Source organism: Streptomyces xiaopingdaonensis, assembly GCF_000262345.1.
Taxonomy (GTDB): domain Bacteria; phylum Actinomycetota; class Actinomycetes; order Streptomycetales; family Streptomycetaceae; genus Streptomyces; species Streptomyces xiaopingdaonensis.
Window position 1 is genome coordinate 1 of sequence record NZ_AJTQ01000033.1, and the last position, 13,965, is coordinate 13,965.

Here is a 13,965-nt window from a genome sequence, read left to right on the forward strand (position 1 = left end):
GAGGTCCTCGGCGTGCGAGACGGCGCGGCGCGCGTCGGCGTCGAGCACGCCCCAGCCGATCAGCTGCTCGGTGAGGACCGAGGGCGACTGGTCGTAGATGACCGCGAGGGTGCGCAGGTCGTCCTGGCGGATGGAGAGGACCTTGCCGTTGTAGTCCCCGCGCTGGGACTGGATGGTGGCGGCGTACCGCTGGAGCGGTCCGGCCTTCTCGGCCGGCACGTTCGCCAGCCGCTCCAGGTCGAGGACGAGCTTCGGCGGCGGCTCGGCGGCGCCTCCCGGAGTGGTGCCGGGCAGGAGCTCCTGCACCGGGACCCCGTAGAAGTCGGCGAGCTCCGCGAGGCGCTGCACGGTGACCGCGCGGTCCCCGCGCTCGTACGAGCCGACGACGACCGCCTTCCAGCGGCCCTGCGACTTCTCCTCGACCCCGTGGAGGGAGAGGCCCTGCTGAGTGCGGATGGCTCGGAGCTTCGCACCGAGCTGCTTGGCGTATTCGCTGGACATAAGGCTCCCCGGACGAAGTCTTCGTAACTCATTGTGAGGTTACGCAGCGTAATGTGCCGCGTCAAGCCGAGAGGCTCAGCACACCGCCGACCAGGGGGTCAAGTCCGACGCGCCGAGGCTGCTAATGTGGTGCGGCGAAAGGCCAGACGTCCTTTAACGCCCGTCCCGTGAGGCGGGGAAGGAGGTCCCTCGAATGGACGACAGCAGTACCCAGGCGCCCCCCGAGCCCGCGCGGCCCGTGCTGGAGGCCCCTGACATCGCGCGGGTCCTGACCCGTATCGCGCACGAGATCGTCGAGCGTGCCAAAGGCGCCGACGACGTGGTGCTTCTCGGTATCCCCACCCGCGGCGTGCACCTCGCCGAACGGCTCGCCGCGAAGCTCCGCGAGATCACCGAACGCTCGATTCCGGTGGGCTCCCTCGACATCACCATGTACCGAGACGATCTCCGTCTCCGCCCCGCGCGCACCCTCGCCCGCACCGAGATCCCCGACGGCGGGGTCGACGGACGCTTGGTAGTCCTCGTCGACGACGTCCTCTTCTCCGGGCGCACCATCCGTGCCGCGCTGGATGCGCTGGGTGACATCGGGCGCCCTCGCGCCGTCCAACTGGCCGTCCTCGTCGACCGCGGACACCGAGAGCTTCCGATCCGCGCCGACTACGTCGGCAAGAACCTCCCCACCTCGCTGCGCGAGACGGTGAAGGTGCAGCTCGCGGAGGAGGACGGCCGCGACGGCGTGCTCCTCGGGCAGCTCGCGGCCACCGATGAGGCGCAGGCGCCCGCACGCGCCTCCGAGGCCGGCTGACCCACCCGACACCGCTCGTGCCACGGGAGCCGTGCGCCGGCGCGCCCGCGCCTCACCGCCGCCTGCCCGTACGCCGGTGTGCCCGACTGCCCGTACATACCCGGAAGGCAACAGATGCAGCGCCATCTCACCTCGGCCGCCGAGCTGAGCCGTGACGACGCCGTGCTCATCCTCGACACGGCCGAGGAGCTCGCCCGGCTCGCCGACAGGCCGATCAAGAAGCTGCCGACCCTGCGCGCCCGCACCGTCGTCAACCTCTTCTTCGAGGACTCGACCCGCACCCGGATCTCGTTCGAGGCAGCGGCGAAGCGCCTCTCGGCCGACGTCATCAACTTCTCCGCGAAGGGGTCTTCGGTCTCGAAGGGGGAGTCGCTCAAGGACACGGCGCTGACGCTGGAGGCGATGGGCGCCGACGCCGTCGTCATCCGCCACCCCGATTCCGGCGCCCCGCACCGGCTGGCCACCTCCGGATGGATCGGCGGCTCCGTGATCAACGCGGGGGACGGGACGCACGAGCACCCGACGCAGGCGCTCCTCGACGCGTTCACCTTGCGCAGGCGGCTCGTCGGCGCCGAGGGACGGGACCTCGCGGGGCAGCGCGTCACGGTCGTCGGGGACATCCTGCACAGCCGGGTCGCGCGCTCCAACGTGCGGTTGCTCAGCACCCTCGGCGCCGAGGTCACGCTCGTCGCGCCGCCGACGCTGGTGCCGGTCGGAGTGGAGGAGTGGCCGTGCGAGGTGAGTTACGCGCTCGACCCGGTGCTGGCCAAGTCGGACGCGGTGATGATGCTCCGCGTCCAGCGCGAGCGGATGCGGGATGCGTTCTTCCCCACCGAGCGGGAGTACGCGCGGCGCTACGGGCTCGACGGCGAGCGGATGGCGCGGATGCCCGAACACGCCGTGGTGATGCACCCCGGCCCGATGAACCGCGGCATGGAGATCACCGCGCAGGTCGCCGACTCCCCGCGGTGCACCGCCGTCGAGCAGGTCACCGCAGGCGTGAGCGTGCGGATGGCCGTGCTGTACCTGCTGCTTGGCGGCGCCGAGCCCGCCGGCAGCCCCGCGCCCGCCGGGACGGCAGGGCGCTCCGCCGACGCCGAGGAGAACGCCTGATGGCAACGAAGACCCTGATCACCTCCGCACGCGTCCTCGGCGGCGAGGAGCAGGACGTACTGCTCGAAGGGGAGACGATCGCCGAGGTCGGCACCGGGCTCGAAGCCCCGGACGCCGAGGTGGTCGACGCGGCGGGCGCCGTGCTCCTCCCCGGCCTCGTCGACCTCCACACGCACCTGCGGGAGCCGGGCCGTGAGGACTCCGAGACGGTCCTCACCGGCACCCGGGCCGCGGCGAGCGGCGGGTACACGGCCGTCCACGCGATGGCGAACACCTTCCCCGTCGCGGACTCGGCGGGCGTCGTGGAGCAGGTGTGGCGGCTCGGCAGGGAGTCCGGGTACTGCGACGTGCAGCCGGTCGGCGCCGTCACCGTCGGCCTGGAGGGCAGGCAGCTCGCGGAGCTCGGCGCGATGCACGACTCCGCGGCCGGGGTGCGCGTCTTCTCCGACGACGGCAAGTGCGTCGACGACGCGGTGATCATGCGGCGGGCCCTCGAGTACGTCAAGGCGTTCGACGGGGTGGTGGCGCAGCACGCGCAGGAGCCGAGGCTCACCCAGGGCGCGCAGATGAACGAGGGCGCCGTCTCCGCCGAACTGGGGCTCGGGGGCTGGCCCGCGGTGGCCGAGGAGTCGATCGTCGCCCGCGACGTCCTCCTCGCCGCGCACGTCGGCTCCCGGCTGCACGTCTGCCACCTCTCGACGGCGGGCTCCGTGGAGATCGTGCGCTGGGCGAAGTCGAAGGGCTGGGACGTCACGGCCGAGGTCACGCCGCACCACCTGCTGCTCACCGACGACTCGGTGCGCTCCTTCGACCCCGTCTACAAGGTGAACCCGCCGCTGCGGACCGAGGCCGACGTCATGGCGCTCCGCGAGGCGCTCGCCGACGGCACGATCGACTGCGTCGCCACCGACCATGCCCCGCACCCCCACGAGGACAAGGACTGCGAGTGGGGAGCGGCCGCCATGGGGATGCTCGGCCTGGAGACGGCCCTCTCGGTGGTGCAGCACACCATGGTCGAGACGGGGCTGCTCGACTGGCGGCAGGTCGCCGAGCGGATGTCGCACCGGCCGGCTGAGATCGGGCGGCTCGACGGCCACGGCCGGCCGATCGCCGCAGGCGAGCCCGCGAACCTGGTTCTGCTCGACGCGGCATACCGTGGAGAGGTGGACCCGGAAGGGTTCGCCTCCCGCAGCCGGAACACGCCCTACCGGAGCCTTGAGCTGCCCGGCCGCGTCACCCACTGCTGGCTGCGGGGACGTACGACTGTCGTGGACGGGAAGCTCGCGTGAACGCATCGACCACCCTCGCCGTGCCGCACTGGCTCGCCGCGGAACAGAAGTCCCAGGAGGTCACCGACTGGGCGGCCCGCATCGGCTGGGTCGTGGGTCTCGTGCTCTTCGTCGCGCTGCTGTACTGGCTGATGCGCCAGGGCTGGAAGTGGCGCGGCACGCTTCAGGGGGACCTTCCCGAGCTGCCCTCGACGCCGGCCGAGCGCGGTGAGGTGCTGCGCACCGCGTCGGGCCGCTACCACGGGTCGACGACGGCGGGGCAGTGGCTCGACCGGATCGTCGCGCACGGCCTGGGCGTCCGCAGCCGGGCCGAACTGACGCTCACCGCCGAGGGGCTGGACGTCCGGCGACCCGGCGCGCAGGACTTCTTCATCCCCCTCGCCCAGCTCCGGGACGCCCGGCTCGACAAGGGCATCGCCGGCAAGGTGCTCGCCGAGGGCGGGCTCCTCGTCGTCGTCTGGCAGCACGGCGAGAGGCTCCTCGACTCGGGCTTCCGCGCCGACCGCGCGGCGGAGCACCCGGCGTGGGTCGCGGAGCTGCACACCCTCCTCGCCGAGCGCGGCGGAGCAGGCACAACCGAGCAGGACACCGCCGGCACCGAGCCGGCGGCCACCGAGAAAGGCGCACGATGACCACCTCCACCAGGGGAGCCGGGAAGGCTCCCGCCGTACTCGTCCTGGAGGACGGGCGCAGCTTCAGGGGCCGCGCCTACGGGGCCGTGGGGGAGACGTTCGGTGAGGCCGTCTTCTCCACCGGCATGACCGGCTACCAGGAGACGCTCACCGACCCGTCGTACCACCGTCAGGTGGTCGTGATGACGGCCCCGCACGTGGGGAACACGGGGGTCAACGACGAGGACCGCGAGTCGGACCGGATCTGGGTCTCCGGCTACGTGGTCCGCGACCCGGCGCGCACCCCGTCGAGCTGGCGGGCGACCCGTTCGCTCGACGAGGAGCTCTGCGCGCAGGGCGTCGTCGGGATCAGCGGGGTCGACACTCGCGCGCTCACCCGGCACCTGCGGGAGCGCGGTGCGATGCGGGTGGGGATCTTCTCGGGACCGGCCGTCGCCGACGTCGAGCTGCTGCTGGCGCGGGTGCGCGAGGAGCCGGCGATGTCGGGACGTGCGCTCGCAGACGAGGTGGCGACCGCTGAGGCGTACACCGTTCCGGCGCAGGGGACGAAGCGGTTCACCGTCGCCGCCGTCGACCTCGGGATCAAGGGCATGACGCCGCAGCGGATGGCGGAGCGCGGGATCGAGGTGCACGTGCTGCCGGCGGACGCCTCGCTGGAGGAGGTCTACGCCGTCGGTCCGGACGGCGTCTTCTTCTCCAACGGCCCGGGCGACCCGTCGGCGACCGACCACCCGGTGGAGCTGATGCGCGGCGTACTGGAGCGGGGCACCCCGCTCTTCGGGATCTGTCTCGGCAACCAGATGCTCGGGCGGGCGCTCGGGTTCGGCACCTTCAAGCTCAAGTACGGCCACCGCGGCATCAACCAGCCGGTGCAGGACCGGGCCACGGGCAAGGTCGAGGTCACCGCGCACAACCACGGCTTCGCCGTCGACGCACCGCTCGAAGCGCCGAGCGACACCCCCTACGGCCGCGCCGAGGTCTCCCACGTCTGCCTCAACGACGACGTCGTCGAGGGGCTGCGGCTCCTCGACCGACCGGCATTCAGCGTCCAGTACCACCCCGAAGCGGCAGCGGGTCCGCACGACGCCGCCTACCTCTTCGACCGCTTCGTGAGCCTGATGGAGGGCCAGCGTGCCTAAGCGCACCGATATCCAGTCCGTGTTGGTGATCGGTTCGGGGCCGATCGTGATTGGTCAGGCTGCGGAGTTCGACTACTCCGGTACGCAGGCGTGCCGGGTGTTGAAGGCCGAGGGGCTGCGGGTCGTCCTCGTCAACTCCAACCCGGCGACGATCATGACCGACCCCGAGATCGCGGACGCGACGTACGTGGAGCCGATCACGCCGGAGTTCGTGGAGCGGATCATCGCGAAGGAGCGCCCCGACGCGCTGCTGCCGACGCTCGGCGGACAGACGGCGCTGAACGCCGCGATCTCGCTGCACGACGCGGGCACGTTGGCGGAGTACGGCGTCGAGCTGATCGGCGCCAACGTCGCCGCGATCAACAAGGGCGAGGACCGCGACCAGTTCAAGGAGGTCGTCGCCGCCGTCGCCGACCGGATCGGGCATGGCGAGTCGGCTCGCTCCTACATCTGCCACTCGATGGACGACGTCCTCGAGGGCGTCGACGAGCTCGGCGGCTACCCGGTGGTCGTGCGCCCGTCGTTCACGATGGGCGGGGCCGGCTCCGGCTTCGCGCACGACGAGGAGGAGCTGCGCCGGATCGCGGGGCAGGGGCTCACGCTGTCGCCGACCACCGAGGTGCTGCTGGAGGAGTCGATCCTCGGGTGGAAGGAGTACGAGCTGGAGCTGATGCGCGACCGCAACGACAACGTGGTCGTCGTCTGCTCGATCGAGAACTTCGACCCGATGGGTGTGCACACCGGCGACTCGATCACCGTGGCACCCGCGATGACGCTCACCGACCGCGAGTACCAGGTGCTGCGGGACATCGGCATCGAGGTGATCCGCGAGGTCGGCGTGGACACCGGCGGCTGCAACATCCAGTTCGCGGTGAACCCCGCCGACGGCCGGGTGGTGGTGATCGAGATGAACCCGCGCGTCTCGCGGTCCTCCGCGCTCGCCTCGAAGGCCACGGGCTTCCCGATCGCCAAGATCGCTGCGAAGCTCGCCGTCGGGTACGCGCTCGACGAGATCCCCAACGACATCACGGGCGAGACGCCGGCCTCCTTCGAGCCGACGCTGGACTACGTCGTCGTCAAGGCCCCCCGGTTCGCCTTCGAGAAGTTCCCCGCCGCCGACTCCACGCTGACCACGACGATGAAATCGGTCGGTGAGGCGATGGCGATCGGCCGGAACTTCCCCGAGGCGCTCAACAAGGCGCTCCGCTCGCTGGAGAAGCGCGGCAGCCAGTTCGACTTCACGGCGGGCGGCGAGAGCGACCCGGCGCTCGCCGCGGATCTGCTGGAGGAGGCGCGCCGCCCGACCGACGGCCGGGTGCAGGCGGTGATGGGCGCGATCCGCGCCGGTGCCACCCCCGAGCAGGTCTTCGAGGCGACGCACATCGACCCGTGGTTCACGGACCAGATGTTCCTCATCAAGGAGATCGCCGACGAGGTCGCGGCCGCCCCCGAGTTGGAGCCCGCACTGCTCGCGGAGGCGAAGCGCTACGGCTTCTCCGACGCGCAGATCGGCCAGATCCGCTCGCTGCGCGAGGACGTGGTGCGCGAGGTGCGGCACGCGCTCGGCGTGCGCCCCGTCTACAAGACGGTCGACACCTGCGCCGCCGAATTCGCCGCGCGCACCCCGTACTTCTACTCCTCCTACGACGAGGAGACCGAGATCGCGCCCCGCGAGAAGCCGGCCGTGATCATCCTCGGCTCGGGGCCGAACCGGATCGGGCAGGGCATCGAGTTCGACTACTCCTGCGTTCACGCCTCCTTCGCGCTCCACGAGGCGGGCTACGAGACGGTGATGGTCAACTGCAACCCCGAGACCGTCTCCACCGACTACGACACCTCCGACCGTCTCTACTTCGAGCCGCTCACGCTCGAGGACGTCCTGGAGATCGTCCACGCCGAGCAGCAGGCGGGCCCGGTCGCCGGAGTCGTCGTCCAGCTCGGCGGCCAGACGCCGCTCGGCCTGGCGCAGGGGCTCAAGGACAACGGCGTGCCGATCGTGGGCACCTCTCCCGAGGCGATCGAACTTGCCGAGGAGCGCGGGGCGTTCGGCCGGGTGCTCGCCGACGCGGGGCTGCCGGCGCCGAAGTACGGCACCGCGTTCTCCTTCGAGGAGGCGAAGCGGATCGCCGCCCAGATCACCTACCCGGTGATGGTCCGCCCGTCGTACGTGCTCGGCGGGCGCGGAATGGAGATCGTCTACGACGAGAACGCGCTCGCCGCGTACCTGGAGCGGCACGCCGGACTCATCGAGCAGCACCCGGTGCTGATCGACCGGTTCCTCGACGACGCGATAGAGATCGACGTCGACGCCCTCTACGACGGCCACGAGCTGTACCTGGGCGGCGTGATGGAGCACATCGAGGAGGCCGGCATCCACTCCGGCGACTCCGCCTGCGCCCTGCCCCCGATCACGCTCGGCGGCTACGACATCAAGCGCCTCCGCACCTCGACGGAAGGGATCGCCGCGGGCGTCGGCGTGCGCGGGCTCATCAACATCCAGTTCGCGCTCTCCGGGGACATCCTCTACGTCCTGGAGGCCAACCCCCGCGCCTCGCGCACCGTTCCGTTCACCTCGAAGGCGACCGCGGTGCCGCTGGCGAAGGCCGCGGCCCGCATCTCGCTCGGCGCGACCATCGCCGAGCTGCGTGACGAGGGCCTCCTCCCCGGCAGCGGGGACGGCGGCGACCTGCCGATGGACGCGCCGATCTCCGTCAAGGAGGCGGTGCTGCCCTGGAACCGGTTCCGCGACGTGCACGGCCACGGCGTGGACACGGTTCTCGGCCCCGAGATGCGTTCCACCGGCGAAGTCATGGGCATCGACGCGGTCTTCGGCACCGCGTACGCCAAGTCCCAGGCGGCGGCCTACGGTGCGCTGCCCCACAAGGGACGCGCCTTCGTCTCCGTCGCCAACCGCGACAAGCGGGCGCTGATCTTCCCTGCGCGGGAACTCGTCGCGATGGGCTTCGAGTTGCTCGCCACCTCGGGCACCGCCGAGGTACTGCGGCGCAACGGCATCGAGACCACCGTCGTGCGCAAGCACGGCCAGGGCGAGGGCCCGCAGGGGGAGAAGACGATCGTCCAGCTCATCCACGACGGCGACGTCGACCTCATCGTCAACACCCCCTACGGCACCGGCGGTCGCCTCGACGGCTACGACATCCGCACGGCCGCCGTCGCCCGCGCCGTGCCCTGCCTCACCACCGTGCAGGCGCTCGCCGCCGCGGTGCAGGGGATCGAGGCGCTCACCCGCGGAGAGGTCGGCGTCCGCTCCCTCCAGGAGCACGCCGAGCAGCTCACCTCCGCCAGGGCGCTCTGACGGACGGGGCGGGCCGGACTCCGCGGCCCGCCCCGTCCGTTCGGCCCCCGCCACGCAGGCCACCCATCGCAGAAGGCACCGAGGCAACCGTCTTGTACCAGCTCCTCTTCCGGCTCCTCTTCGCGCGCATGGACCCCGAGCGCGCGCACCGCGCGGCCTTCGCCTGGATTCGGCTCGCCGCGCGCGTCCCGGTGCTCCGCACCTTCGCCGCCGCCGTCCTCGCGCCGCGCCACCGCGAGTTGCGCACCGAGGCGCTCGGACTGCGCATGCACGGTCCCTTCGGGCTCGCCGCCGGTTTCGACAAGAACGCGGCCGGCATCGACGGCCTCGCGCTGCTCGGCTTCGACCACGTCGAGGTCGGAACCGTCACGGGCGAGCCCCAACCGGGGAACCCGCCGAAGCGGCTCTTCCGGCTCCCGCGCGAGCGCGCGCTCGTCAACCGGATGGGGTTCAACAACGAGGGCTCGGCCGCCGTCGCCGCCCGTCTCGGTGCACGGAGGTCCGTCTTCCGTACGACGGTCGGCGTCAACATCGGTAAGACGAAGGCGGTTCCGGAGGCCGAGGCGACGGCGGACTACGTCGTGTCCGCCGAGCGGCTCGCGCCGTACGCGGACTACCTCGTCGTCAACGTCTCGTCCCCGAACACACCCGGACTGCGGAACCTCCAGGCGACCGCCGCACTCCGCCCGCTGCTGCGCGCCGTGCGCGAGGCCGCCGACCGCACGTCGCGCGGGCGCCGGGTGCCGCTGCTGGTGAAGATCGCCCCGGATCTGGCGGACGAGGACGTCGACGCCGTCGCCGACCTCGCCGTCGAGCTCGGCCTCGACGGCATCATCGCCACCAACACCACCGTCGCGCGGGACGGGCTGGGCCTGCGCTCTCAGTCGGCCGCCGAGGCGGGCGGCCTTTCGGGCGCCCCCCTCAAGGAGCGGTCGCTCGAGGTCCTGCGCCGGCTCCACGGACGGGTCGGGGACCGGCTCACGCTCGTCGGCGTCGGCGGCATCGAGACGGCCGAGGACGCCTGGCGGCGCATCCTCGCGGGCGCCACCCTCGTCCAGGGGTACAGCGCCTTCGTCTACCGCGGGCCGCTGTGGTCCCGTGCTCTCCACGACGGCCTCGCGCGACTCCTGCGCGAGAGCCCGTACGCGACGCTCGCCGAAGCGGTCGGCGCCGAGGCGCGCGGCGACGCCCCGAGGACGGAGTCCGCATGACCGAGCCACAAGTCCACGCGCCCGCCGACCCGTTCGGCGCCCGCCTGCGGCGTGCCATGGACGTGCGCGGCCCGCTCTGCGTCGGTATCGACCCGCACCCGTCGCTGCTCTCCGCGTGGGGGCTCGACGACGACGTCGCCGGGCTGGAGCGGTTCACGCGTACGACGGTCGAGGCGCTCGCCGACCGGGTCGCGGTGCTCAAGCCGCAGTCGGCGTTCTACGAGAGGTACGGCTCCCGCGGCGTCGCCGTGCTGGAGCGCGCGGTGGCCGAGGCGCGTTCGGGCGGTGCGCTGGTGCTCATGGACGCGAAGCGCGGCGACATCGGCTCGACGATGGGCGCCTACGCGGACGCTTTCCTCGACCCTGCCTCGCCTCTCTTCAGCGACGCGCTCACCGTCAGCCCCTACCTCGGCTTCGGGTCGCTCCGCCCGGCCTTCGAGCGGGCGCGCGCGGCGGGGAGCGGGCTCTTCGTCCTCGCGCTCACCTCCAATCCGGAGGGCGCCGAGGTGCAGCACGCGGCCACGCCGGCGGGCGGAACGGTCGCGAGCGGGGTGCTGCGCGGGCTGGCGGAGGCCAACGCCGGTGCGGAGCCGCTGGGTTCGTTCGGTGCCGTCGTCGGTGCGACGGTCGGCGCCGGGGCGGCCGGCGCCGAGCTCGCCTGCGGCGGGCCGCTGTTGGCGCCCGGGATCGGTGCGCAGGGAGCGCGGCCCGAGGACCTGCCCGCCGTCTTCGGCTCCGCTGCGGGCAGCGTGCTCGCGAGCGTCAGCCGCGGGGTGCTGCAACACGGCCCGCAGGCAAGCGGATTGTGGGCTTCCGCCGAGCGGTTCGCCGACGAGGTGTGGAGAGCGGTGAGTTGAGGCTGGAGAAACCATCGAGTTTGCCCGGAAATGTCTGCCTCGGTTGAGCCTGACCTGGACTTTTCGCTTGTTCTCGCTGACTGTTGCGCTCCCGGCCGCTAGTCTCCCCTTCAGCGGCGCGAACAGGCGCGTTGCTCGTTGCTCCGCAGGTGTGGGGCTACTAGGTTCCTCACCGGTCCATATCCGACAGTTCGACATCCGAGGTGACGCAGGCGTGGCTCTTCCGCCCCTTACCCCTGAACAGCGCGCAGCCGCGCTCGAAAAGGCCGCCGCGGCTCGCCGGGAGCGCGCCGAGGTCAAGAACCGGCTCAAGCACTCCGGCGCTTCCCTGCACGACGTGATCAAGCAGGGCCAGAAGAACGACGTGATCGGCAAGATGAAGGTCTCGGCTCTCCTGGAGTCACTGCCCGGCGTGGGCAAGGTCCGCGCCAAGCAGATCATGGAACGGCTCGGTATCTCCGAGAGCCGCCGGGTGCGCGGTCTTGGCTCCAACCAGATCGCCGCTCTCGAGAGCGAGTTCGGCGGCGCGAACGCCTGAGGTGCCCCATTGGTGCCGGGCACCCTCTCGGAACCGGGATAATCACGGCATGAGTTCCGCAGTCCCCCCGCGAGAAAATCCGGCACCCCCGGTCGGCACCGCGCGGCTGACCGTACTCTCCGGCCCGTCCGGTGTCGGCAAGAGCACGGTCGTCGCACATCTGCGCAAAGCCCATCCCGAGGTCTGGCTCTCGGTCTCCGCGACCACCCGCCGACCCCGACCGGGCGAGCGCGACGGGGTGCAGTACCACTTCGTCGACGACGAGCAGTTCGACAAGCTGGTCGCCAACGGCGAACTGCTGGAGTGGGCCGAATTCGCCGGCAACCGGTACGGCACCCCCCGCCAGGCCGTCCTGCAGCACCTGGAGCGCGGCGAGCCCGTCCTCCTGGAGATCGATCTCCAGGGGGCGCGGCTCGTCCGGGAGTCCATGCCGGAGGCGCAGTTGGTCTTCCTCGCTCCGCCCAGTTGGGAGGAGCTCGTACGCCGGCTCACCGGCAGGGGGACCGAGCCTCCCGAGGTGGTGGAGCGCCGGCTGGAGGCCGCACGCGTCGAGCTGGCCGCCGAGGCGGAGTTCGACCGCAGCCTGATCAACACCTCCGTCGAGGAGGTCACGGACGAGCTGCTAGCCTTGATGCGGATCGCTCCCTGAGGTAGTCACCCGAGGGCTCGGTCCGCATCCCGGTCGGCTTCTGGCACCGCCAGCCGTCGGCCTCCCCGGGAAACGCGCCGCGGACACACTCGTCGGGCGCCCCGGGCCCCAACAGGTCGGCTCCTCGCCGGCCGTACCGATTCCACCCCTTCGGAAGGCAGAGCGTGTCCTCTCCCATCACCACGCCCGAGGGCATCATCAACCCGCCGATTGATGAGCTGCTGGAGGCGACCGACTCGAAGTACAGCCTCGTGATCTACGCCGCCAAGCGTGCGCGTCAGATCAACGCGTACTACTCGCAGCTCGGTGAGGGCCTTCTCGAGTACGTCGGCCCCCTGGTCGACACGCACGTCCACGAGAAGCCGCTCTCCATCGCACTGCGCGAGATCAACGCGGGCCTGCTGACCTCCGAGGCCATCGAGGCGCCCGCGCCCGTCGCGCCGTAGGCGAGCGGGAAGGCGCGGCCGGCGCCGAGCGGAGACCGGCCACGGGCAACATCCCTCCAGGGGCCCGGCAGCGCGGCTGCCGGGCCCCTGGTGTGTGATGGAACCGGCGCGCGCATCCGCGCGCACTACCGGGTCGTGAGGTGCCCGCCGGCGTGCGGGCGCAGGGGAGAGAGCGGGCGATGGTGGAGCAGACGCAGGTGGAGCAGCACGAGCACGGCCCCGGTGGCGAGGCCCCGCGGGTGGTGCTCGGTGTCTCGGGTGGTATCGCCGCGTACAAGGCGTGCGAGCTGCTGCGGCGGTTCGCGGAGAGCGGGCACGACGTGCGGGTGGTGCCGACCGCCTCGGCGCTCCACTTCGTCGGCGCGGCCACGTGGTCGGCCCTGAGCGGGCACCCCGTCTCCGAGGAGGTGTGGGAGTCGGTCCACGAGGTGCCGCACGTGCGGATCGGGCAGAGCGCCGACCTCGTCGTCGTCGCGCCGGCGACGGCGGACGTCCTCGCCAGGGCCGCCGCAGGTCTCGCGGACGACCTGCTCACCAACACGCTGCTCACCGCGCGCTGTCCCGTCGTCTTCGCACCGGCGATGCACACCGAGATGTGGGAGCACCCGGCGACCCAGGAGAACGTCGCGAAGCTGCGTGCGCGAGGGGCGGTCGTCGTCGAGCCGGACGTCGGACGGCTCACGGGCGAGGACTCGGGGAAGGGCAGGTTCCCCGACCCGGCGGAGATCTTCGCACTCTGCCGCCGGGTGCTGGCGCGCGGTCCCGAGGCGCTCGTCCCCGACCTCGCGGGCCGGCACGTGGTGATCAGCGCGGGCGGCACCCGGGAGCCGCTCGACCCGGTCCGGTTCCTCGGCAACCGCTCCTCGGGGAAGCAGGGTTACGCGCTCGCCCGTACCGCGGCCGCCAGGGGGGCGCGGGTCACGCTGGTCGCCGCGAACAGCTCGCTTCCGGCGCCGGCCGGTGTGGAGGTCGTCGAGGTCGGGACGGCACGGGAGCTCCGCGCTGCGATGGTCTCGGCGGCGGGTGAGGCCGACGCGGTGGCGATGGCGGCGGCGGTGGCGGACTTCCGTCCGGCCGAGTACGCCGCGGGGAAGATCAAGAAGCGGTCGGGTGCCGAGCCGGACCCGGTGGCCCTGGTGCGGAACCCCGACGTCCTCGCCGAGCTGGCGGCGGAGCGTCCGCGGGCAGGACAGGTGCTCGTCGGCTTCGCGGCCGAGACGGACGACGTCCTCGCGCACGGTCGCGAGAAGCTGCGCGCCAAGGGGTGCGACCTTCTGGTCGTCAACGAAGTGGGGGAGGACCGGACGTTCGGGAGCGAGGAGAACGAGGCGGTCGTCCTCGCCGCGGACGGGGGCGAGACGCCGGTGCCGTACGGGCCGAAGGAGACGCTGGCGGAGCGGGTGTGGGACCTCGTCGCCGAGCGCCTCGGTTGAGCGCGGGCTCGCGCGGGCGGGCTCGGTGGCTCGGTG

Annotated in this window: 13 protein-coding genes; 12 read left to right on the forward strand and 1 reads right to left on the reverse strand. The window is 72.0% G+C overall.

What is annotated here, in order from left to right; all coding sequences use genetic code 11:
- Positions 1-501: transcriptional regulator BldD (gene bldD / locus UWG_RS0101845; protein ID WP_016905501.1), on the reverse strand; the 501-nt coding region annotated here is incomplete at its 3' end.
- 193 nt (positions 502-694) lie between these two features.
- Here bldD and pyrR point away from each other — a divergent pair.
- From pyrR to coaBC, 12 genes are all read left to right on the forward strand, one after another.
- Positions 695-1,306, forward strand: coding sequence for a bifunctional pyr operon transcriptional regulator/uracil phosphoribosyltransferase PyrR (gene pyrR / locus UWG_RS0101850; RefSeq protein ID WP_016905502.1), 612 nt, complete (start codon positions 695-697; stop codon positions 1,304-1,306).
- A gap of 114 nt (positions 1,307-1,420) precedes the next feature.
- Entirely contained in the window at positions 1,421-2,419 is a 999-nt protein-coding gene (locus UWG_RS0101855; RefSeq protein ID WP_016905503.1) for an aspartate carbamoyltransferase catalytic subunit, read from the forward strand.
- A complete protein-coding gene (locus tag UWG_RS0101860) occupies positions 2,419-3,708 on the forward strand; it encodes a dihydroorotase (RefSeq protein WP_016905504.1) in 1,290 nt (429 codons plus the stop codon). The genes UWG_RS0101855 and UWG_RS0101860 overlap by 1 nt, the downstream gene beginning before the upstream one ends.
- Positions 3,705-4,340, forward strand: a complete 636-nt coding sequence (locus tag UWG_RS0101865; protein ID WP_016905505.1) for a PH-like domain-containing protein — start codon at positions 3,705-3,707, stop codon at positions 4,338-4,340. The genes UWG_RS0101860 and UWG_RS0101865 overlap by 4 nt, the downstream gene beginning before the upstream one ends.
- The gene (carA, locus tag UWG_RS0101870) at positions 4,337-5,479 is read left to right on the forward strand and encodes a glutamine-hydrolyzing carbamoyl-phosphate synthase small subunit (protein ID WP_016905506.1); all 1,143 of its coding nucleotides are present in this window, start codon (positions 4,337-4,339) and stop codon (positions 5,477-5,479) included. The genes UWG_RS0101865 and carA overlap by 4 nt, the downstream gene beginning before the upstream one ends.
- Positions 5,472-8,795, forward strand: a complete 3,324-nt coding sequence (gene carB / locus UWG_RS0101875) for a carbamoyl-phosphate synthase large subunit (RefSeq protein ID WP_029391080.1) — start codon at positions 5,472-5,474, stop codon at positions 8,793-8,795. Before carA ends, carB begins: the two co-directional genes overlap by 8 nt.
- A gap of 92 nt (positions 8,796-8,887) precedes the next feature.
- Positions 8,888-10,006 (forward strand): quinone-dependent dihydroorotate dehydrogenase, encoded by a 1,119-nt coding sequence (locus UWG_RS0101880; protein ID WP_016905508.1) that lies wholly within the window; start codon positions 8,888-8,890, stop codon positions 10,004-10,006.
- Positions 10,003-10,863, forward strand: coding sequence for an orotidine-5'-phosphate decarboxylase (gene pyrF / locus UWG_RS0101885; protein ID WP_016905509.1), 861 nt, complete (start codon positions 10,003-10,005; stop codon positions 10,861-10,863). Before UWG_RS0101880 ends, pyrF begins: the two co-directional genes overlap by 4 nt.
- A gap of 214 nt (positions 10,864-11,077) precedes the next feature.
- Positions 11,078-11,401, forward strand: coding sequence for an integration host factor, actinobacterial type (gene mihF / locus UWG_RS0101890; RefSeq protein WP_016905510.1), 324 nt, complete (start codon positions 11,078-11,080; stop codon positions 11,399-11,401).
- A gap of 49 nt (positions 11,402-11,450) precedes the next feature.
- A complete protein-coding gene (gene gmk / locus UWG_RS0101895) occupies positions 11,451-12,050 on the forward strand; it encodes a guanylate kinase (protein ID WP_016905511.1) in 600 nt (199 codons plus the stop codon).
- 164 nt (positions 12,051-12,214) lie between these two features.
- Complete coding sequence (rpoZ, locus tag UWG_RS0101900) at positions 12,215-12,496, forward strand: DNA-directed RNA polymerase subunit omega (RefSeq protein WP_016905512.1); 282 nt, start codon at positions 12,215-12,217, stop codon at positions 12,494-12,496.
- Positions 12,497-12,675: 179 nt separating this feature from the next.
- Complete coding sequence (gene coaBC, locus UWG_RS0101905; RefSeq protein ID WP_016905513.1) at positions 12,676-13,929, forward strand: bifunctional phosphopantothenoylcysteine decarboxylase/phosphopantothenate--cysteine ligase CoaBC; 1,254 nt, start codon at positions 12,676-12,678, stop codon at positions 13,927-13,929.
- Positions 13,930-13,965: the final 36 nt, after the last annotated feature.

Excerpts from the sequence above, each read along its gene's own strand:
- pyrR (WP_016905502.1), top strand. The coding sequence starts at position 695 with ATGGACGACAGCAGTACCCAGGCGCCCCCCGAGCCCGCGCGGCCCGTG.
- UWG_RS0101855 (WP_016905503.1), top strand. The coding sequence starts at position 1,421 with ATGCAGCGCCATCTCACCTCGGCCGCCGAGCTGAGCCGTGACGACGCC.
- UWG_RS0101860 (WP_016905504.1), top strand. The coding sequence starts at position 2,419 with ATGGCAACGAAGACCCTGATCACCTCCGCACGCGTCCTCGGCGGCGAG.
- carA (WP_016905506.1), top strand. The coding sequence starts at position 4,337 with ATGACCACCTCCACCAGGGGAGCCGGGAAGGCTCCCGCCGTACTCGTC.
- pyrF (WP_016905509.1), top strand. The coding sequence starts at position 10,003 with ATGACCGAGCCACAAGTCCACGCGCCCGCCGACCCGTTCGGCGCCCGC.
- gmk (WP_016905511.1), top strand. The coding sequence starts at position 11,451 with ATGAGTTCCGCAGTCCCCCCGCGAGAAAATCCGGCACCCCCGGTCGGC.
- coaBC (WP_016905513.1), top strand. The coding sequence starts at position 12,676 with ATGGTGGAGCAGACGCAGGTGGAGCAGCACGAGCACGGCCCCGGTGGC.